The organism is Gordonia namibiensis NBRC 108229 (assembly GCF_000298235.1).
GTDB classification, from domain to species: Bacteria; Actinomycetota; Actinomycetes; order Mycobacteriales; family Mycobacteriaceae; genus Gordonia; species Gordonia namibiensis.
In genome coordinates this window covers 17,544-37,606 of sequence record NZ_BAHE01000046.1, presented here as the reverse complement: position 1 = coordinate 37,606, position 20,063 = coordinate 17,544, and the positions used below count along the sequence as shown (strand labels likewise).

The window sequence follows — 20,063 nt, the reverse complement described above, 5'->3', positions numbered from 1 at the left end:
GACGCGACCGCCGTCCCGCTGTACTTCGGACGCGGCAAACGCCTGGCCACCCGCGAACAACGACTGGTGTCCTTCGCCCGGCCCGACGGCGAAAGCTGCTCCACCCCTGGCTGCGACCTCGCCGCCGCACACGTCGAGATGCATCACGCCCAACTGGATTGGGCCGATGGCGGACTCACCGACATCACCGACCTCGCACCGGCGTGTCCGAAACACAACCGCATGGTCAGCAACCAACCCGGCGGCTACACCACCCGAATGGTCCGCGAAGGACCCGATGAAGGGCGTTGCGCCTGGCGGCTCAACGCCGAACCCGGCGCACCACCCAACCCTGAACGCATCAACCGACGACCCGACATACCCCGCCGATTCGCCGAACACCTCAAACAGGTGCGCAACGAAATCCACGGACCCGAACCGGAGTCCGGCGATACCCCACGCCTACACCTGCGCGAGGTCATCGACCTCCGCAACGCCACACCTGCCGAACTCGCGGTCGCCTCAGCACTTCTCAACCACGCGTACGGGAACTCAGGGTAGGAACGTCGCCAGCCCTTCGAGGCTCGTCGACTTCGATACGCTCCTTCGTCGCTACTCAGCCCAGCGGCTACGCTCCTCACACCTCAGGGAGCGAGGTTGGCGCACCTCGCACCTCAGTACCCGCGGCCGGCGGGCCGGCCGTCGTGAGGGTCGAAAGGGTCCGCTCCCTGAGAAGCGTCCGGATCCCGACGGCCGAACCTCAACTCGACCGGCAGACGTCGATCGAAGTCTGCCTGTCGGGGTTGAAGTCGACCGGTAGTGAGGTCGGCGACGGTGTCTCACCAGGCCTTCGAGGCTCGTCGACTTCGATACGCTCCTTCGTCGCTACTCAGCCCGGCGGCTTGCGCTCCTCGCACCTCAGGCAGCGAATTTTGGGTGCGTCGCGCTCTTTCGGATCAGGCAGCAGAGCTGGGCGCGTTGGGTTCTTTCGGATCAGAGAGCAAGGTTGGCGCACCTCGCACCTCAGGGAGCGTGGTTGCCGACTGCTGGTGCTCCTCGCGTCTCAGGGAGCGAAGATGAACGCGCCCTCAGGAGCGAGAGGGCTACGCGCGCAACCACTCTTGAGAGATCCGTATTATGTTGTACCCGGAACCCGGGCACAACGTCATACAGATCAAAGCGCTCTCGACTACGGCGCGGGGATGTCCAGCCCGAGGTCGAGCACGGTCACCGAGTGGGTGAGCGCACCGACGGCGAGGTAGTCGACACCCGTGCGGGCGTAGTCCTCGGCGACGTCGAGGGTCAGGCCGCCGGAGCTCTCCAGCTTGGTCTGCGGTGACTTGGTGTTTCGCCGCTGCACGGCCATCTGGGTTTCCCACGGCTCGAAGTTGTCGAGCAGCACGAGTTGTGGCTCGAGCGGCAGAACCTCGTCGAGCTGGGACAGGGAATCGACCTCGACTTCGACCGGCAGACCCGGAGCCGCCGCCCGCACCGCTTCCAGCGCCGCTGCGACCGAACCGGCGGCGACGACGTGGTTGTCCTTGATGAGGGCGGCGTCGCCGAGGCCCATGCGGTGGTTGACTCCCCCGCCCGCGCGGACCGCGTACTTCTGCAGCAGTCGCAGACCTGGGAGCGTCTTGCGGGAGTCACGGATCTGGGCCGACGTGCCGGCAACAGCATCTACCCATGCGCGGGTCGTGGTGGCGATCCCCGACAGATGGCAGATGAGGTTGAGTGCGGTGCGTTCCGCCGTCAGGAGCGCGGCCGTCGGAGCGTGGACGCGCAGGACGGTGTCACCAGGTGCGACGACACTGCCGTCGGCGACGGCATCCGTCACCTCGAAGTTGCCCTCGCCGATGACCTCGTCGAACACCGCGAGCACCACCGGCACACCGGCGATCACGCCGTGTGCGCGGCTCACGATCGCGGCGTCGACGACGGCGCCGGACGGGACGGTCGACGTCGTGGTGACGTCGGGTCCGTACCGCAGATCCTCGTCGAGCGCGGTGCGGATCAGAGCACGGATCTCATCGTCGACGACCAGTTCCAGAGCGCCGCCGGCCGAGGCCTGCCCGATGAAACCGTCACTCACAGCAGAGCTTCCGGTCACTCGCCCGAACCCGGGTTACCGATGGCGATCATCCGCTCGACGCTCTTGCGAGCCCGTTCCGCGACGTCGATGTCGACGAAAACCTCGTCGCGACCCTCACGCAGGCAACGCAGCAGCGCAGCCGGGGTGATCATCTTCATGTAGGGGCACGACGCGCGGTCGTTCACGGCCTGGAAGTCGACGCCCGGGGCGGCCTTACGCAGCTGGTGCAGCATGCCGACCTCGGTGGCGACGAGAACCTGCTTGGCGCCGGTCTCACGGGCCGCGTCGAGCATGCCGCCGGTCGAGAGGATCTTCACGCGGTCCTCGGGCACCGCACCCTCACCCGCAAGGTAGAGAGCCGACGTGGCGCAACCGCATTCGGGGTGGATGAACAGGTCGGCATCGGGATGCGACGCGGCCTGGTCGGCCAGCTCGTCACCGTTGATGCCGGCGTGCACGTGGCACTCGCCCGCCCAGATGTGGATGTTGTCGCGACCGGTCTCGCGCTTGACGTGCGCACCGAGGAACTGGTCCGGGAGGAACAGCACATCGCGATCGGGATCGATCGATGCGACCACGTCGACGGCGTTCGACGAGGTGCAGCAGATGTCGGTCAGGCCCTTCACCTCTGCGGTGGTGTTCACGTAGGACACCACGAGCGCATCCGGGAACTCGGCCTTCCAGGCACGCAGTTCGTCGGCGGTGATCGAGTCGGCCAGTGAGCAGCCGGCGCGCTCGTCCGGGATGAGGACGCGCTTCTCGGGGCTGAGGATCTTGGCGGTCTCGGCCATGAAGTGGACGCCGCAGAAGATGATCTCGTCGGAGTCGACCTCGGCCGCGATACGCGACAGGGCGAGAGAGTCACCGACGTGGTCGGCGACGTCCTGGATGGCGGGAAGCTGGTAGTTGTGCGCGAGCAGGGTCGCGTTGCGGGCACGGGCGAGGCGTCGGACCTCGTCTGCCCACTCCTGGGTCGGTTCCACACCGGTGTAGCCGCCCGGTGCGTCGAACCATTCGGCATCGAGGAGCCCGGCTGCTGGCGCGGTCACGGCCGCCGGGCGATCACTGGTGATGCTCATTGCCACTCCTCTGGCTGTCCCGGCGGGCGTCTGCGACCACCGGGTCATCGGGTCCCCGGAGCACGGGCCGTGTGTCCGAGGCAGGGTTTTCGACTCATGGTCGAAAACGCTATGCATCGTAACATTCACCACACCCCGTTCATTCCCGTCGCCCTTCCGGCAGGTCACATACCGCCGGTCAGGAGCACATCAGGGCGTCGAGGTACCGCTCGGTGATCCTCGATTGCGCGATCCGCCCGATCGGGCCGCCGAGCCGGGTGAACCAACGACCGGGCCGGGAGAACGCGACGATGTGCGCCACCACGGAGTCGTCCGGCAGTCGCTCGACCCAGAACCGCTCCTCCCCGATCTCGGGATGGCCGGACAGGGTGCCGTAGGCGAAGCCGCGCACCCCTGATTCGGTCGACACCGAATCGATCACCTCGATGACCCGGCACGCGGCGGAGATCCCCACCGGCCCGAGCCCCAGCCGCATCGTCACCGTCGCGCCGACCTCGGCCGCCCGGGTCGAGGCGTCGACGCCAATCCCTGCGTGACGATGCATGTCCCAGTTGAGGATTCGTTCTGCAGCAGCAGTGAAGCACTCCTCGCCCACACCGATCACGCGGGAGCGACGTAGATGGTGGTAGCCCGCCGGTAGCTCTCCGGCGGTGGCACCGACCTCGTCGTAGGTGAGGCCCAACGGGTGCGGGGTCACCCGGCGCACGCCACCTCGGTGTCAAGGCCCGTGTCATCGATGACGCGGGCGAGGTCGTCAAGCGAGGTGTCCAGCGACCGCGCAAGAGCGGCGATCGTGGCGAACGCGGGCGTCGGCATGCGGCCCGTCTCGATCTTGCGCAGCGTCTCCGGGGAGATCCCGGCACTGACAGCCACCTCTCCGAGTGGACGGGCGCCTCGGAGTTCGCGCAGGCGGGCGCCCAGACGGCGACCTGCGGCGATCTGTTCCGGGGTCAACGGGTTGCGGACCATGCCCAGAGCCTAACCGATGCGGTATACATATACCGAGCGCCGTGGGATTTTTATACCGGACTACTACGAAGGGAACGAGAATGGTCGAGCTGAAGTCACCGTCCGAGGTCGACGCCATGGGGGTGACCGGCGCATTCATCGCGGACCTTCTCACCGACCTCGCGGAACGGGCCGACGTCGGCGTGAATCTCCTCGACCTCGAGCAGCGCGCCCGCGACCTCATCGCCGAGCGCGGCGCGAAGTCCTGCTACTGGGACTACTCACCCTCGTTCGGACGCGGCCCCTTCCGCAACGTCATCTGCCTGTCGGTGAACGACGCGGTCCTGCACGGGCTCCCCCACGACTACGTCCTGGCCGACGGCGACCTGCTGTCCATGGACATCGCGGTCTCGATCGACGGCTGGGTCGCCGACTCCGCCCGGAGCGTCATCGTCGGCACCCCCCGCCCAGAGGATCAGCGCCTCGTACAGGCGACCGAAGAGGCCCTGGCCGCGGCCATCGACGCCGCCCGTCCCGACGCCCGGCTCGGCGACATCTCCGCCGCGATCGGAGCCGTCGCCAAGTCCTACGGCTACCGCGTCAACACGGAGTTCGGCGGCCACGGCCTCGGTCGTACAATGCACGAGGACCCGCACGTGGCGAACATCGGCAAGGCCGGTCGCGGCATGAAACTGCGGCCCGGACTGACGCTGGCGCTCGAGCCCTGGTTCACGCTCGGCACCGAACGCATCAAGTTCGACGCCGACGGTTGGACGATCCGCTCGTTCGACGGCTCCCGCGGCGCGCACAGCGAGCACACCATCGCCGTCACCGACGGCGCGGCACGCGTATTGACGTCGCCGGTTCGCTGATCACTGGGCAGTGGACCCATACAATCGACGCCATGCCAGCCGCCGGGTCCGATCCCTCCAGTTCCGACGGCTCACCGGTATCGACCAACGACGCGGTTCTGCGGGTCGAGGTCCTCAGCGTCGTCTTCCAGGTCCGCACCCCGCCTTCTGTGGACGGCAGTGACGTACACCCTGCGCTCTGCGTGCTGCTCTCCCGTACCGACACCGAACCCGGCCGCTGGTCGCTGCCCGGCGGCGATGTCGCCGGTGACGAGAGGTTGTCGGTCATCGCCCGACGCCTCGTCGCCGACACGATGGACGTCCGCGACATCGCCCACCTCGAGCAACTGTCGGTCTTCTCCGATCCGGAGCGTGTTCCCGGCGTCCGCACGATCGCGTCGACCTACATGGGGCTCGTCCGCTCCGACAGCCCCGTGACCCTGCCCGAGGGAGCGGCCTGGTTCGCGGTCGAGGCGTTGCCGCCGGTGGCCTTCGACCACGCCGAGATCATCGACACCGCGCGACATCGGCTGGCGGCCAAGCTCTCCTACACCAACATCGCCTTCGCGCTGGCCCCGAAGCAGTTCCCGATGTCGGAGCTGTCGGAGATCTACTGCGCCGCACTCGGTTACCCGGTGGACACGACCAACCTGCTACGAATCCTGAGTCGACGAGCCGTGGTTGTGTCCACCGGTACCGTCGGTAAGACGGGCCGGTCCGGCGGGCGGCCGCCTGCGCTCTACGCCTTCGCCGACAACGAATTACGTGTCACGGATGAGTTCGCGACGCTGCGTCCGCCGATGTGAGGTCAGATCCGACCGGATCGCCGGCAAGGTGAGCGTCGTCGAGATCTCCGACGCCGAGGTCTGGCGTGCGTGAGGACAGCACGCAGACGAGGTAGATGAGCGCGAAGGCGAACGGCGCGCAGATGAGCAGCGTCCAGGGCGCGCTGTGTCCGGCGCGCGTACCGCCGTCAAGCCAGAGATCAGGCACCAGACGGTACACGGACTCCAGTGGGAGCCCGGCGATGCCGTCGTCGAACCGGAAGCCCGCCAGCCACATTCCGAGCTGTGCACCGATCGCCGATCCCGCCACCGTGCCGATTGCCGGGACCAGGAAACCGGTTACTCCGCGCCACGGCCGCGCCGCAGCCCACGCGACGAGCGCGGCGATGCCGCCGTAGGTGAACATGATCAGCGCGAATGCGCCCACTCCGCCGAACTCGGTCGGGATGTCGTCGCGGGTCAGCCCCTTCAGGACGACGCCGGTGGTCGGCGGCGTCACCAGCGCCCAGATCGCGCCGGCGACCCCGCCGAGCACGATCACCGCCATGGTCGCCGTGAGCAGGGTTGTGACCGACCTGGCGGGACGCCGCCCGGACATCCGATCGCTCACCGACGACCCAGCTCGGCCGAGTCGACCGTCCCGTGGCGGGAGCACCGGGCGCTCCAGCCGTCGGGACGCACCTGCACGACCATGCGGCGTCCGCACTGTCCGCAGAAGCGGGGCGGTTCAAGCCCCAGTCGCGCGGCCGGTGGGATGGCGTCGGGTGCCTGCAGTTCCAGTTCGAGGCCGGTGTACACACCGAACCTGCACGGTTCGGCGAGCGGTCCCGGGACGGTGTCGATCATGAGTGAACACGCTACCGATCGTCTGAGGTTGTCGGGAGTGGCGGAGACGTCAGATCGTGTCGTTGAGCGACTTGATCGGCATCGACAGGTCGCTGAGGAGGTCGAGGTCGTCCTCCGCGGGCCGACCGAGCGTCGTCAGGTAGTTGCCGACGATGACGGCGTTGATGCCGCCGAGGATGCCCTGCTTGGCGCCGAGGTCGCCCAGGGTGATCTCGCGACCACCGGCGAAACGCAGGATGGTGCGCGGCAGGGCGAGACGGAAAGCGGCCACCGACTTCAGCGCCTCGGACGCCGGCAGCACCTCGAGATCGCCGAAGGGCGTACCCGGGCGGGGGTTGAGGAAGTTCAACGGCACCTCGTCGGGCTCGAGGGCAGCCAGATCGGCGGCGAACTCGGCACGCTGCTCGAGGCTCTCCCCCATGCCGAGGATGCCGCCGCAGCACACCTCCATGCCGGCTTCGCGGACCATGCGCAGCGTGTCCCAGCGTTCCTCCCAGGTGTGGGTGGTGACGACGTTCGGGAAATGACTGCGCGCGGTCTCGAGGTTGTGGTTGTAGCGGTGCACCCCCATGTCGCGGAGCTGGTCGACCTGCTCCTGGGTGAGCATGCCGAGGCTGCAGGCGATCTGGATGTCGACCTCGTTGCGGATGGCCTCGATGCCGGCCGCGACCTGGCTCAGCAGACGCTTGTCGGGACCACGGACGGCGGCGACGATGCAGAACTCGGTTGCACCGGTCTTGGCGGTCTGCTTGGCGGCCTCCACCAGCGACGGGATATCGATCCAGGCGCTGCGCACCGGAGATGCGAAAAGACCCGACTGCGAGCAGAAATGGCAGTCCTCGGGGCAGCCACCGGTCTTCAGCGAGATGATGCCCTCGACCTCGACCTCCGGTCCACACCACTTCATGCGGACGTCGTGCGCCAACTGCAGCAGCTCGGTGAGGCGATCGTCGTCCAGACGCAGCACGGCCAGGACCTGCTCGCGGTCGAGCGGTTCGCCGCGCCCGAGCACCTGTTCGCGGGCGATGGCGAGGATGTCGTCGGACGTCTGTGCGTCGCGGGTCGTATCGACGGTTGCCTGGGTCACGGGCTGAACTCCTTGTACTGGAACTGATCTGGTTCGGGCTGATCTGGTTCGGGCTGGGCTGGGATGGTTACGACGTGGAGGCGAGCGATGCCGGTTGGTCGGCGAGCGTCGCAAGCCAGTCGGGGTCGAACCATGTCGGGGCGATTCGCCGGAACTCCGCGGGGTCGAGCGCAGCGGCACCGGCGGGCAGCACGCCCACCACCGGGACTCCCGTGATCCGCGGCAGGTCGGATCGGTTGCAGCGCATGGCGAGATCGGGGTCGGTGGGCCACCAGCCGATGACGAGTCCGGCGGGCCGGAGTCCCCGTGCACGAACGGCATTCACGGTCAGCTCGGCATGGTTGAGGGCACCGAGACCGGGTGCCACGACGATCACGACGCCGTCATCGGTGCCCGGCGCCAGGGTCTCGGCGACGATGTCGAGGATGGTGGCGGACTCCCCCAACCGCACCAGCACACCGCCGGCGCCTTCGACGAGGGTGAGGTCGTGGGTGGACGCGAGGTCGTCGACGGCGCGCACGATGACGGCCGGATCGGCGAGCGGCATACCCGCACGCCGCGCCGCGGTGTCCGGCGCGAGCGGCTCCGGGTAGCGGTAGGGCTCGACCGTGGTCACCTCCCCCGCGAGGCGTGAGACCTCGGCGAGGTCACCGGGTTCGGTTGGGGCGACCCCGGTTTGGACGGGTTTGCACACGGCGACGGTGGTAGCGCGGGGCTGTGGGGTCGCCGGCCCTTCGTGGCTCGTCGCTATCGCTCCTCGCACCTCAGGGAGCGAAAGGTGGGTCGCCGCTGATCGCAGCTCTGGGAGCGAGGGGTGGGTCGCCGCTGCGAGGGCGGCGGTGACCACCGTCTTGCCGACGTCGGTGGAGGTGCCGGTGACGGCGAGGACGCGACCGCGGGTCGACGGTGTCGGCGCGCTCATCGGGCACCCACCTCCCGCAGCGCAGCGTCGACCACCTCGGCGACGTGGTCGAGGGTCGCGGCGTCGAGGTCGGCCCGCACGGTGATCCGCAGCCGCGACGTTCCCGGCGGGACCGACGGCGGGCGGAAGCATCCGACGAGGACTCCGCGGTCACGGCAGGCCGCGGCCGCTTCGACGGCACGCTGCGGGTCGCCGACGATGATCGAGATGACCGCGGCGGCAGGCTCGTCGACGCCGCAGGCGCGCGCCAGGTGACGAGCGTTGTCCCGCAACCGGTCCGGCAGCGCCGGGTCGGCACGAAGTATCTGCAATGCGGCACGAGCCGCGCCGACCGCCGCCGGATTGAGTCCGGTGTCGAAGATGAACGGACGCGCGCAGTCGATCAGGTGCGACCGTAGGGCCTCCGGTCCGAGGACCACCCCGCCCTGCGCACCGAAGGACTTCGACAGCACCGTGGTGACCACCAGGTCGGGCGCACCGGAAAGTCCCTGTTCGGCAACGAGTCCGCGTCCGCCCGGACCGCGAACGCCGACGGCGTGGGCCTCGTCGACGAGCAGCACCGCACCGTGCGCGCGGGCTGCGGCATACAGGTCGGCGACGGGCGCCGGCTCACCGTCGATGCTGTAGACCGAGTCGGTGACCACCAGCGCCCGCTCCTCGGTGCGGTCGGCGAGTGCAGCCCGCACGGCCTCGTGATCGCCGCGGTCGACGACGACCACGCGCGCCCGGGACAGGCGGCACCCGTCGATCAGCGATGCGTGACTGCCGGTGTCGCTCACGATGAGATCGCCGGAGTCATTCGGCCCGCTCGCTCTGCTCCCGGCGCCGCGCCCGGCGAGCGCGGTCACCGCACCGACGTTGGCGAGGTAGCCGGACGAGAAGGCCAGCGCGGCAGGGAAACCGAGGAAGTCGGCGAGTTCGTTCTCGAGGTCGACGTGCGCCTGGGTGGTTCCGACGACGAGTCTCGACGCCGTCGATCCGCCGCCCCACTGCGCCGCCGCGGCCTGCGCCCCGGCGATGACGTCGGGGTGCGTCGACAAGCCGAGGTAATCGTTCGATCCGAGGTTGATCGCATCGACACCGACTCGTCGGACATGGGGGTCACGATGCAGACCGGCGTCGGCACGGTCGCGTGCGGCACCGGCGAGCCAGGCGAGCCCGACCTCCCCCGAGGCGACCGCGCCTGACGTGATGCCGCTGCCGGCCGCCGGCTGTCCCGAGATGATGGTCATGACCGCGCCCCCACGAGTTCGGAAGGTGTAGAGACTGTTTCGCCGAGCGTTGCGCGGACGGCCGCGGAGATCCCGCGGACGATCGTCGCGACATCGTCGGGGGTGCAGACGAAGGGCGGCATCGTGTAGACGAGGTTGCGGAAGGGCCGCAGCCACGCACCGGCATCGATCGCGGCCGCGGTGGCCGCGGACATGTCCACGGGACGGTCGAGTTCGACGACGCCGATCGCACCGTGCACCCGGACGTCGACGACGCCGTCGAGTTCGCCCAGTGGCGCCAGCCCCTCGGCGAGGCCCGTACCGATCTCCGCCACGTGCTCGGCCCAGGGCGTCTCCAGGAGCAGTTCGATGGCGGCGACCGCCACCGCACAGGCAAGCGGGTTGGCCATGAAGGTCGGGCCGTGGGCGAGTCCGCCGGCCTCCCCCGCGCTGATGACCTCGGCGAGGTGGGCGGTGCAGAGTGTCGCGGCGAGCGTCATGTACCCGCCGGTGAGCGCCTTGCCGACGCACATGATGTCGGGGGCGACGTCTGCGGCGTCGGCGGCGAAGAGGGTTCCGGTGCGGCCGAATCCGGTGGCGATCTCGTCGAAGATCAGCAGAACGCCGTGACGGTCACAGATGTCGCGCAGGGCGGACAGATATGCGGGATCGTGGAAGCGCATACCGCCGGCTCCCTGGACGACGGGCTCGACGATGACGGCGGCGAGTTCGTCGCGGTGCTCTCGGACCGCTGCCTCCAGGGTGGCGACGTACTCGGGGCGGAAGTCGGCCGGAGGAGCGTCGACGAAGACCTGTTGCGTGAGGACAGCGGACCACATCGAGTGCATCCCGCCGTCGGGATCGCAGACGCTCATCGGCGTGAAGGTGTCGCCGTGGTAGCCGCCGCGCCAGGTCAGCAGCCGGGTGCGCCGCGTCTCCCCGCGGCTTCGCCAGTACTGCAACGCCATCTTGGCCGCGACCTCCACCGAGACCGATCCCGAGTCGCAGAAGAACACTTTCTGCAGCCCTTCGGGGGTGAGTTCGACGAGGAGTTGAGCGAGCCGCGCGGCGGGTTCGTGGGTGAGGCCACCGAACATCACATGCGACATCCGCCCCATCTGGACGGCGGCCGCGGCGTCGAGGCGCGGGTGCCGGTAGCCGTGGATCGCGGCCCACCAGGAACTCATGCCGTCGACCACCGATCGTCCGTCGGCCAGTTCGAGGTGAACCCCCGACGCCGAGGTGACCACCAACGGTCGGGTCGTCGCGGGCAGCGCCCCGTAGGGATGCCAGATGTGCTCGGCGTCGACACGGCTGATCTCGGCCTGGTCCACGGCGCGCTCCTCCTGATGCTCTCTCCCCGGATCGCCTGGACAGCGTCCAGGATTCCTGAACACCGTACAGGGGATGCCTGGACGGCGTACAGGTGACTCGCGCAGACCGCTCCGATCGGGGTCACTACGCTGACCGCGTGAGCAACAGCCGCACCGACGTCCTCCGCGCTGCCCGCGACATCCTGCGCGAACACAGCCTGGCCGACCTGTCGATGCGCCGGCTCGCCACCGAACTCGGGGTCCGCCCCAATGCCCTCTACTGGCATTTCCCCAACAAACAGACCCTGCTGGCCGCTCTGGCCGACGACATCCTCGGCGCGGTCACGATCCCGGCCACCGACCTGGCATGGGACGAGCGGCTGCGCCTGCTCGCCACCGGGATGCGCGCGGCCCTGCTGGAGGTACCCGACAGCGCCGAGGTCGTGTCGTCGAGCTGGGCCAGCGGACTGTCCACCAAGGCCATCGCCGCCGACATCGTCGCGGCCGGACATGCCGGCGGGCTCTCGCTGCGGGACGCGGAGGCCGTCAGCGTCGCGATCTGTCAGCTCGTCATCGGCCTGACCATCGAGGAACAGACCCGCGCACAGATGGAACGCCTCGGCGTCATCGAACCGTCGGGCCGCGACTTCACCGGCGAGTTCGTCGACGGGCTGACGATCATCCTCGACGGCGCCCGCACCCGAGCACGTCGCTGACGACCCGAACCCGGTGACCAAGTCCACCGGGTGTCGCAGCCCCCACGACTCAGGAATTCACAGCTTCGGCGGGTACATTGCTACCCGGCCGAAACCGTTCCCGACCCGAAAGACCTCTCTGTGGCATCGACGACTCGAGTAGTGGAGCCGGAGTCGGCCCCCTCGACGCCGACGACCCCTGCCTACCGCACCGACCTCGACGGTCTACGCGGCATCGCGATCACCCTCGTGGCCTGCTTCCACGTGTGGTTCGGAAAAGTCTCCGGCGGCGTCGACGTCTTTCTCACCCTGTCGGGATACTTCTTCCTCGGTTCGCTCCTCCGGCATGCGATCTACGCGCAGAAACCGAACGTCACCTTCCGCGACACCCTCAACCCGTGGCCGCGGCTGAAACGACTGCTCAAGCGACTCCTGCCCGCCCTGATCACCGTCTTGCTCGCGGTCACGGTGCTCACCGTCGTCATCCTGCCGCAGACCCGCTGGGCCAACGTCGGCCACGAGGTCGTGGCGAGCGCTCTGTACTACCAGAACTGGTACCTGGCGCTGAACTCGCAGGACTACCTGGCCGCGAGTTCGGCCAACAGTCCCCTGCAGCACATCTGGTCGATGTCGATGCAGGGACAGTTCTTCCTGCTGACGCTGCTGGTCGCCCTGGCGTTCGCCGGCGTCCTCAAGGTCCTCGCACGCTTCGCGCGCCCGTTCGCCGAGCCGCGGGTCATCCGGTTCCTGGTCTTCGCGGCGGTCCTCGTCGTCGCGCTGGGGTCGTTCTGGTGGGCCCACCGCGGCATGGCGATCAACCAGCCCTACAACTACTACTCGACGATCTCGCGATTGTGGGAACCGCTGGTCGGCGGCCTGCTCGCCATCTGGCTGCCGAGCCTGCGCGTGCCCAACTGGGTGCGCAACCTCGCCACGATCGGCGGACTCGCGCTCATCGTCAGCTGCGGCTGGTGGATCGACGGCGTCAACGAGTACCCGGGTCCGATGGCACTCGTCCCCGTCGGTGCGACGCTGCTCATCATCTGGGCGGGCGCGACCGCCCTACAGAAGGCGCCGCACGGCTCGCACGCCGCGCCGGACGAGATGCCGTCCGCCAACCGCATACTCGCGAGCACCTGGCCGGTGTGGCTGGGCACCATCGCCTACTCGCTGTACCTGTGGCACTGGCCGCTGCTGATCTTCTATCTGACCTGGCGGGACAAGAACCACGCGAACTTCCTCGAGGGAGTCGGCATCCTCGCGGTGTCGATCGGTCTCGCATGGCTCACCAAACGCTACGTCGAAGACCCGCTCCGCGGCGGTGACCGGGCGGCCCTCACACGGGGGAACCGCGAAGGACGTTCCCGTTGGTTGTCCTACACCTCGGTGGTGACGGCGATCCTGCTGCTCGGCAGCGTGGTGGCGGGAGTCGGCATCAAGGTGTGGGAGAACCACGTCGACAACATCGTCGTCGACACCAAGAACCTCGACCCGCGGTCGTACCCCGGGGCGCGTGCACTGCTCGACGGCTGGCCGGTCCCCGCGCTCGACCCGCAGCCGTCCGCGCTGGAAGTGATCCAGGACTACCCGGAGACCTCCACCGACGGATACATGAGCGACTTCACCGACAACGAGATCCACGTGGGTGAGTACGGCGACCCGAACGCCACCCGCACGATCGCGCTGGCCGGCGGATCGCACGCGGAGATGTGGATCTCCGCGCTCGACACCCTCGGCAAGCGCAACGGGTTCAAGGTCAAGACCTACCTGAAGATGGGTTGCCCGCTGTCGACCAACGAGGTCCCCAAGCAGCGCGGCGTCCCCTACCCCGAGTGTTACGACTGGGGCCAGCGGGTCATCGAACAGGTCATCGCCGACAAGCCCGACGCGGTGTTCACCAACTCGACCCGCCCGCGCGACTATCAGCCGGGCGACTGGGTACCGCCGGACTACACCCCGATCTTCGACCGCTTCCTCGACGCCGGCATCCCGGTGTTCGGCATGCGGGACACGCCGTGGCCGAAGAACCGCAAGGGCACCATCGACACGCCCATCTGCCTCGCCGACGGCGGCGACGCGGAGAGCTGCGGTTCGCGCCGTGCCGCCGTCCTCGCCCCCGAGGACCCGGCGCTCGAGCTGGCCGCCACCCGACCGGACTTCCATCCGCTGGACATGTCGAGGGGCATCTGCACCGACGACTTCTGCCCCGCGATCGTCGGCAACATCACCGTCTACAAGGACCCGCATCACCTCTCTGCCACGTTTGTCCGGAGTCTCACCGACGAGCTCGGGCGGCAGATGGAGGCCCAACTGCCCTGGACCGGCCCACGGGTACCGTGACCTGCGTCTTTCGCAACCTGTCCAGCCCCGCGTATAAGTCGTCCCACCAACCGGCCGTTTCGGGCGGATGATCGCTGTCCGAGATGACCGCCTGACGCAACACGACTAGGGTCGACCCATGACGTCGTCTCCACAGGTGGGCAGTAACGCTTCGCCGACCGAGGGTGAACAACCGGACCCGAGCACGACCGACACCCCGCCGGTGCCCATGCCGGACGACCCGGTCCAGGCCGATGCGCTCATCGAACCCGAACCCGCACCCATCCCGGTGTGGCCGGGTACCCCGTATCCGCTCGGAGCGACATACGACGGTGCGGGAACGAACTTCTCGCTGTTCTCCGAGGTCGCCGAGGCCGTCGAGCTCTGCCTCATCGATCGGGACGGCAAGGAACGGCGTATCCGGCTCGAAGAGGTCGACGGTTACTGCTGGCACTGCTACCTGCCGAACGTGGTGCCGGGACAGTTCTACGGCTTCCGCGTGTACGGCCCCTACGACCCTGCGCGGGGACTGCGATGCGACCCGAGCAAACTGCTTCTCGACCCGTACGGCAAAGCTTTCCACGGCGACTTCGACGGCGACGCCTCGCTGTTCTCCTATCCGCTGCCGACCCCAGACGACGCCGAAGCCTCGACCGAGGACTCCGGCGAGGAAGCCGCGGCGGACCCCGGCGAGACTGAGGGCGGCGGTACGGAGAGCGGCGACGCGATGGGCGTCGACACGGACAGCGAGGCCGCCCCCGAGGACACCGATGCCGGTGAGGTGGACGCCGACGCCGGCGACACCGGAACCGAGGGCGATGCCACGGCCGGCGAAACAGCCGACGGCGAGGTCACCGAGGCCATCGAAGCCGCTGATGACGCGGACCCGGTTGAGCTCGAACCTCTTCCGGAGATCGAGCCCGCGCCCGAGTACCCGATGCCCGGACTCGACTCGCTGGGACACACGATGGTCTCGGTGGTCATCAACCCGTACTTCGACTGGCAGAACGACCGGTCACCCAACCGCCCCTATCACCAGACGGTCATCTACGAGGCTCACGTCAAGGGCATGACCGCCACTCATCCCGGCGTACCCGAGAACCTGCGCGGCACCTATGCGGGCCTCTGTCACCCGGTGATCATCGACCATCTGAAGTCGCTGGGGATCACCGCGATCGAACTGATGCCGGTGCACCAGTTCATGCAGGACTTCACCCTCCGCGACCAGGGCCTGCGAAACTACTGGGGGTACAACACCTTCGGGTTCCTCGCCCCGCACATCGAGTATTCGTCGAACCCCGATCAACCCGCAAGCGCGGTGACCGAGTTCAAGGCGATGGTGCGGGAGTTCCACAATGCCGGCATCGAGGTCATCCTCGACGTGGTCTACAACCACACCGCCGAGGGCAACCACCTCGGGCCGACGGTGTCGTTCCGCGGGATCGACAACGCCGCCTATTACCGTCTCGTGGACGACAACCCCGAGATGTACATGGACTACACGGGCACCGGCAACAGCCTCAATGGACGGCATCCGCACACGCTGCAGCTCATCATGGACTCGCTGCGCTACTGGATCCTGGAGATGCACGTCGACGGTTTCCGCTTCGACCTGGCCTCCACGCTGGCCCGCGAACTCCACGACGTCGACCGCCTGTCGGCGTTCTTCGATCTGGTGCAACAGGATCCGGTGGTGAGTCAGGTGAAGCTGATCGCCGAGCCATGGGACATCGGCGAGGGCGGTTACCAGGTCGGCAACTTCCCGCCGTTGTGGACCGAGTGGAACGGGAAGTACCGCGACACGGTGCGCGACTACTGGCGCGGCGAACCGTCGACGCTGGGCGAGTTCGCCTCCCGGCTCACCGGATCGTCGGACCTCTACGAGGCGACCGGCCGGCGCCCGCTCGCGAGCATCAACTTCGTCATCGCCCACGACGGTTTCACCCTGCGTGACCTGGTGTCGTACAACGAGAAACACAACGAGGCCAACGGCGAGGACAACCGCGACGGGGAGAGTCACAACCGGTCCTGGAACTGTGGCGTCGAGGGACCGACCGACGATCCCGAGATCAACGCCCTGCGTGCACGACAGCAGCGCAACATCCTGGCGACGCTGTTCCTGTCGCAGGGCACGCCGATGCTGGCCCACGGTGACGAGATCGGACGCACCCAGCAGGGCAACAACAACGTGTACTGCCAGGACTCCGAATTGTCCTGGGTGGATTGGTCTCTCGCCGAGGAGAACGCCGACCTGCTGGAGTTCACCCGCAAGGCCATCGCCCTGCGCACCGCGCATCCGGTGTTCCGTCGTCGACGCTTCTTCGGCGGCAAGCCGATCCGATGGGGCGATCAGGCTCGGGACATCGCGTGGCTGACCCCCGCGGGCGTGGAGATGACGTCCGAGGACTGGGACAGCGGATTCGGCAAGAGCCTCGCGGTGTTCTTCAACGGGAAGGGGCTCGGTGAGAAGGACGAGCGTGGCGAATGGGTCGTCGACGACTCGTTCTTCATCTGCTTCAACGCCCACTACGAGCCCATCGACTTCCGTCTACCGCCGGAGCAGTATGGCACCGAGTGGGTCGGCGAACTCGACACGACCCATCCGACCGGCGACTCGGATCTGACCGCCGGATTCGGTGAGTCGGTGACGGTGGGCGGCCGGTCGGTGCTCGTGCTGCGGGCGACGTCCTGAGAACGGCGGGCACGACACGATGAACACACGTCCGACGCCGCGGGCCACCTACCGCTTCCAGCTCAACGGCGACTTCGGATTCGCCGACGTCACCTCGACCCTGGATCACCTCGTCGAGCTCGGGGTCAGTCACGTCTACCTGTCCCCCATCGGGACGGCCGCAGCCGGGTCCACCCACGGCTACGACTGGCTCCCGCCGCCCGCCGTGTCCGACGTCCTCGGGGGCATCGACGGTCTACGTGAACTACGCCGCGCGGCAACCGATCGCGGGCTCGGCATCATCATCGACATCGTCCCCAACCACACCGGGGTGGCCGATGCGCTCGTCAACCCGTGGTTCGCGGACCTGCTCCGTTCCGGCGCCCGGTCGCCCTACGCGTCGTATTTCGACGTCGACCTCAGCGCCGACAACGGCGTCGACGGCAAGATCGCTCTACCTGTCGTCGCCGCCGACGGCGACCTGAGCCCGCTCGAGATCGACGAGCAGGGCAACCTGCGGTATTACGATCACGCCTTCCCGATCGCCCCCGGGACCGGCGACGGGAGCCCCGCGGAAGTCCATGCGCGCCAGCACTACAAGCTCGTGCCGTGGAACAGCGGACTCATCGGATACCGCCGGTTCTTCACCGTCAACGAGCTCGCCGGCCTCCGGCAGGAGGACCCCGCGGTCTACGACGCCACACACGGGTGGCTGCGAGAGCTCATCGCCGAGGACCTTATCGACGGTGTGCGCGTCGATCATCCGGACGGACTCTGGGACCCCCAGCAGTACCTCCGCACACTCCGCACCGACGTCGGTGACGACCGGTTGATCTACATCGAGAAGATCCTGGCCCCGGACGAGCCCCTCGAGCCGACGCTGCCGGTCGAGGGCACCACCGGCTACGACCAGCTGCGGATCATCGACGGACTGTTCGTGGCACCATCGGGCGTCGTCCAGCTCACCGAGCTCAACGAGCACATCACCGGGGAAACCGGCGATGCAACGTGGTTCGCATCGGTGGAACATCAGCGCAAGCTGACGACGCTGCGCGAGTCCTTCCCCACCGAACTCCGACGACTCGTGCGGACGATCACCCATTCCGACCCGGCCGCCGACTCCGAGGCCATCGCCGATGCGTGCGCCGAGCTCATCGCCGCGCTCGGTGTCTACCGCGCCGACTATCCATCCCTGCGGTCACGCCTGGAGACGACCGCCGTGCGGATCGCCGCCGAGAACCCCTCGCTGACACGAGCACTCGATGCCATCATGCACGCCACCCGCAGCCCCGGTGCCGCGGCCTCACGGTTGGCGCAGACCTGTGGTGCGGTGACCGCGAAGAGCGTCGAGGACAGCCTCTTCTACCGCACGGCCCGACTGGTGTCGGCGCAGGAGGTGGGCGGCGATCCAGCGAATCCGGCGGTGTCGCTGAACGAGTTCCACGACCACAATGCCGAACGCGCCCGGCGTTGGCCGCTGGCGATGACCGCGACGTCGACGCACGACACCAAGAGGGGCGAGGACGTCCGAGCCCGGATCGCCGTGCTCTCCCAGGTTCCCGAACGGTGGTCGCTGCTGATCGAACGCGTCTGGCTGGGGACCGACATCCCGGACAACCTGGCGTGTTATTTCTTGCTGCAGAACATCTTCGGCGTCTGGCCGGTCGACGGCAAGGTCACCGACGAACTGCGTGGGCGCATCGTCGACTACGCACGGAAGGCATGCCGCGAAGCCGGACTCAGGACCACGTGGACCGAGGTCGACGAGAAGTTCGAAGAGGCGATCGAGCGCTGGATCGACCAGGTCACTTCCGAACCGATCGCGACCGCGGTGCGCGAACTCGTCGACCGGACCACCCCGGCCTTCCAGCAGGAAGCCCTCGCGCGTAAGGCGATCGCAATCCTCGGACCCGGCGTCCCGGACATCTATCAGGGCACCGAATGGTGGGAGGACTCGCTCGTCGACCCGGACAACCGGCGGCCGGTGGATTTCGCTCGGCCACTGGAACATCCGAAGGCTGAGCTCGTCCGGACCGCACTCGGTGTCCGCGCCGAGCACCCCGAGGCCTTCGGCCCGTCGGGCACGTACGATCGCCTGCCGGTCGACGGCCCGGCCTCCGACCACGCCATCGCCTTCAGCCGCGGATCCGACGGCGCCCCCGAGGTCGTCGTGGTCACCGCGCGGTTCACCCACAGCCTCAAGCCCGAATCGGCGGCCGACACCGTCATCGAGCTGCCGCGCGGCGCTCGCTGGCGTGACGTCCGCAGCGGGACGGTCCACGACTCGACGGTCGACCTGCACACCGTGCGCGCCGACCACCCGGTGGCGATCCTCGTCCGCGACTGAAGATGGCCGGTGGCGGACATTTTCGGCTCGCCAACCCTTCGTGGCTCGTCGACTTCGATACGCTCCTTCGTCGCTACTCAGCCCAGCGGCTCGCGCTCCTCGCACCTCAGGGAGCAGCGGGGCGCGAGGGGCGGACTAGCCTGCCGGCGCCGGTGCTGGACTCGGCTGCGGCGCGGGTGCACCGCCGGCACCCGGCAAGGACTGTGAGGGATCGATCTGACCGCTGGGGCTACCGGGCGGGCCGTCGACCTTCGAGACCAGCCACTGGCCGTCCTCCTTGCTCAGGTCGAGCCGGAAGACCATGAGACTGGTTCCGCCGGTGGGTAGTTTGACGCTGCGGCCGGTCACCTCGGCCATCACGACCGTCTTCGCGGAGTCCTTGTCGACGGTCTCCACCGCGACGACGCTGATCTTCGACGACACCTCGATCTTGAGGGCCTCGACGTTCTGCTCGGTGTCCGCACGCTCCTGCTCGAGACGCTTGCGCAGCTCCCCGGTCGACAGCGGACCGAGCAGTTCCTTGGAGTTGCCCGCGTTCTCGGCGTTGAGGGTCGTGACGAGCTTGGTGACGAAGTCCGCGGAGGCGGTCTTGGCGTCGGCGAAGGCATCCGCCTCGCTCTGCAAGGTGTAGGTTCGCCAGCCGAGGAAACCGACGGCCGCGATCAGGGCGATGACGACGAGCGCACCGAGTGCGCGCTTGATCCCGCTCGCGGTGACCGTCAGCGAGAACTCCTTCTTCCCGGCCGCGGGTTGCGGTTCGGGAGCGGGATCGTTCGCTGCGCCAGCGGAACCGGTGCGACGCACCGACTTCCCGCGCGGGGTCATGTCCGCCTTGCCGGTGCCGGCGTCCTCGTCGGTCACGGTCTTCTCGAGATCGGTCTTCTTCTCGAGATCTGACTTCTCAGGGTCTGTCATCTA

The 20,063-nt window shown here is 68.1% G+C and carries 18 protein-coding genes; 7 read left to right on the top strand and 11 right to left on the bottom strand.

What is annotated here, in order from left to right; translation table 11 throughout:
- A partial coding sequence (locus GONAM_RS18780) for an HNH endonuclease signature motif containing protein (protein ID WP_006868337.1) occupies positions 1-540 on the top strand: 540 nt, incomplete at its 5' end.
- A gap of 628 nt (positions 541-1,168) precedes the next feature.
- Here GONAM_RS18780 and nadC read toward each other — a convergent pair.
- The 4 genes from nadC to GONAM_RS18760 form a co-directional block, all read right to left on the bottom strand.
- Positions 1,169-2,071 carry a carboxylating nicotinate-nucleotide diphosphorylase gene (gene nadC / locus GONAM_RS18775; RefSeq protein WP_006868336.1) on the bottom strand — a complete coding sequence of 301 codons (903 nt, stop codon included), beginning with the start codon at positions 2,069-2,071 and terminating at the stop codon, positions 1,169-1,171.
- Between the two features lie 14 nt (positions 2,072-2,085).
- Complete coding sequence (nadA, locus tag GONAM_RS18770; RefSeq protein ID WP_006868335.1) at positions 2,086-3,150, bottom strand: quinolinate synthase NadA; 1,065 nt, start codon at positions 3,148-3,150, stop codon at positions 2,086-2,088.
- A 178-nt stretch (positions 3,151-3,328) separates the two neighbouring features.
- A complete protein-coding gene (locus GONAM_RS18765; protein WP_040536941.1) occupies positions 3,329-3,847 on the bottom strand; it encodes a DUF1990 domain-containing protein in 519 nt (172 codons plus the stop codon).
- Positions 3,844-4,119 carry a helix-turn-helix transcriptional regulator gene (locus GONAM_RS18760; RefSeq protein WP_006868333.1) on the bottom strand — a complete coding sequence of 92 codons (276 nt, stop codon included), beginning with the start codon at positions 4,117-4,119 and terminating at the stop codon, positions 3,844-3,846. The genes GONAM_RS18765 and GONAM_RS18760 overlap by 4 nt, the downstream gene beginning before the upstream one ends.
- Positions 4,120-4,199: 80 nt before the next feature.
- On the opposite strand from GONAM_RS18760, the gene map reads away from it, so the two are divergent.
- Positions 4,200-4,970, top strand: coding sequence for a type I methionyl aminopeptidase (map, locus tag GONAM_RS18755; protein ID WP_006868332.1), 771 nt, complete (start codon positions 4,200-4,202; stop codon positions 4,968-4,970).
- Between the two features lie 32 nt (positions 4,971-5,002).
- Complete coding sequence (locus GONAM_RS18750; protein WP_006868331.1) at positions 5,003-5,755, top strand: NUDIX hydrolase; 753 nt, start codon at positions 5,003-5,005, stop codon at positions 5,753-5,755.
- Here GONAM_RS18750 and GONAM_RS18745 read toward each other — a convergent pair.
- The 6 genes from GONAM_RS18745 to GONAM_RS18720 all read right to left on the bottom strand — a co-directional run bounded on the left by GONAM_RS18745 (position 5,718) and on the right by GONAM_RS18720 (position 11,134).
- Positions 5,718-6,344: a DUF2567 domain-containing protein gene (locus tag GONAM_RS18745; RefSeq protein WP_083876453.1), complete on the bottom strand. Its 627-nt coding sequence runs from the start codon at positions 6,342-6,344 to the stop codon at positions 5,718-5,720. The two genes, GONAM_RS18750 and GONAM_RS18745, sit on opposite strands and share 38 nt — an antisense overlap.
- Complete coding sequence (gene bsaP / locus GONAM_RS18740; RefSeq protein WP_005198868.1) at positions 6,341-6,580, bottom strand: biotin synthase auxiliary protein BsaP; 240 nt, start codon at positions 6,578-6,580, stop codon at positions 6,341-6,343. Before bsaP ends, GONAM_RS18745 begins: the two co-directional genes overlap by 4 nt.
- Before the next feature lie 49 nt (positions 6,581-6,629).
- Complete coding sequence (gene bioB, locus GONAM_RS18735) at positions 6,630-7,667, bottom strand: biotin synthase BioB (protein ID WP_006868329.1); 1,038 nt, start codon at positions 7,665-7,667, stop codon at positions 6,630-6,632.
- A gap of 67 nt (positions 7,668-7,734) precedes the next feature.
- Positions 7,735-8,589, bottom strand: coding sequence for a dethiobiotin synthase (gene bioD, locus GONAM_RS18730; RefSeq protein ID WP_006868328.1), 855 nt, complete (start codon positions 8,587-8,589; stop codon positions 7,735-7,737).
- Positions 8,586-9,821 (bottom strand): 8-amino-7-oxononanoate synthase, encoded by a 1,236-nt coding sequence (locus GONAM_RS18725; RefSeq protein WP_006868327.1) that lies wholly within the window; start codon positions 9,819-9,821, stop codon positions 8,586-8,588. The genes bioD and GONAM_RS18725 overlap by 4 nt, the downstream gene beginning before the upstream one ends.
- On the bottom strand, positions 9,818-11,134 hold the full coding sequence (locus GONAM_RS18720) for an adenosylmethionine--8-amino-7-oxononanoate transaminase (RefSeq protein ID WP_006868326.1): 1,317 nt from the start codon (positions 11,132-11,134) through the stop codon (positions 9,818-9,820). The genes GONAM_RS18725 and GONAM_RS18720 overlap by 4 nt, the downstream gene beginning before the upstream one ends.
- A gap of 137 nt (positions 11,135-11,271) precedes the next feature.
- On the opposite strand from GONAM_RS18720, the gene GONAM_RS18715 reads away from it, so the two are divergent.
- The 4 genes from GONAM_RS18715 to treY all read left to right on the top strand — a co-directional run bounded on the left by GONAM_RS18715 (position 11,272) and on the right by treY (position 19,145).
- On the top strand, positions 11,272-11,829 hold the full coding sequence (locus GONAM_RS18715) for a TetR family transcriptional regulator (RefSeq protein WP_006868325.1): 558 nt from the start codon (positions 11,272-11,274) through the stop codon (positions 11,827-11,829).
- A 141-nt stretch (positions 11,830-11,970) separates the two neighbouring features.
- Positions 11,971-14,148 (top strand): acyltransferase family protein, encoded by a 2,178-nt coding sequence (locus GONAM_RS18710; protein ID WP_006868324.1) that lies wholly within the window; start codon positions 11,971-11,973, stop codon positions 14,146-14,148.
- Positions 14,149-14,356: 208 nt separating this feature from the next.
- Positions 14,357-16,819 carry a glycogen debranching protein GlgX gene (glgX, locus tag GONAM_RS18705; RefSeq protein ID WP_006868323.1) on the top strand — a complete coding sequence of 821 codons (2,463 nt, stop codon included), beginning with the start codon at positions 14,357-14,359 and terminating at the stop codon, positions 16,817-16,819.
- Positions 16,820-16,838: 19 nt separating this feature from the next.
- Positions 16,839-19,145, top strand: coding sequence for a malto-oligosyltrehalose synthase (treY, locus tag GONAM_RS18700; protein ID WP_006868322.1), 2,307 nt, complete (start codon positions 16,839-16,841; stop codon positions 19,143-19,145).
- Between the two features lie 135 nt (positions 19,146-19,280).
- Here the strand turns inward: treY and GONAM_RS18695 are convergent, their stop codons facing one another.
- Complete coding sequence (locus tag GONAM_RS18695; protein WP_006868321.1) at positions 19,281-20,060, bottom strand: Rv1363c family protein; 780 nt, start codon at positions 20,058-20,060, stop codon at positions 19,281-19,283.
- Between the last annotated feature and the right edge of the window lie 3 nt (positions 20,061-20,063).